At 29.8% G+C, this 523-nt stretch carries 1 protein-coding gene; it reads right to left on the bottom strand.

Annotation, left to right across the window (positions count from 1 at the left end):
- Positions 1-523, bottom strand: a 523-nt coding sequence (locus ACP7AV_RS17180; protein ID WP_426093013.1) for an IS30 family transposase, incomplete at both ends; no start/stop codon positions are given.

The raw sequence follows: 523 nt of genomic DNA, 5'->3' as shown, positions 1-523 counted from the left end.
TGTTGCGCAAACTCTTTCCCATTATCAGAAGTTATTGTATTTATAAAGTTTTTCCAGTTCTGTAGTAATTCGATTGTTGCTAGTTTTACCAATTCACTTTCTTTACTTTCTATCTTCTTCATTCTCAATATTCCAGTTGCTCTATCGTTTATTGTTACGATTGCTCCTTTATGATTTTTTCCAATTATGGTGTCGATTTCTAAATCACCAAACCGTTCTTTTAACTCCACTATTTTGGGTCGATCTTCTATTGGTTTTCTATTGGAAATTATACCTCTACAATCTTTTTTATTGCCTCTCTTTCTATATCGTTTCCCTGTACTTCTTAAGTTTAAATACAAGATACCTTTGTCTTTTTTGTCTTTCCAGATGTACTGATAAATACTCTCTGTAGAAACACAATCAATTGCTTTTTTAAGACATATGCCTACAATCTGTTCAGGACTTAAATCTTCAAGCAAATATTTTTTTATAGTTGCTTTTATTTCAGTAGTAAGATAAACTTTTTTAGGTTTATTTATTT

The organism is Flavobacterium sp. DSR3-2 (assembly GCF_049896525.1).
Classification (GTDB): domain Bacteria; phylum Bacteroidota; class Bacteroidia; order Flavobacteriales; family Flavobacteriaceae; genus Flavobacterium.
The sequence above is the reverse complement of the archived record's forward strand: the minus strand, read 5'-3'. Positions and strand labels throughout refer to the sequence as shown.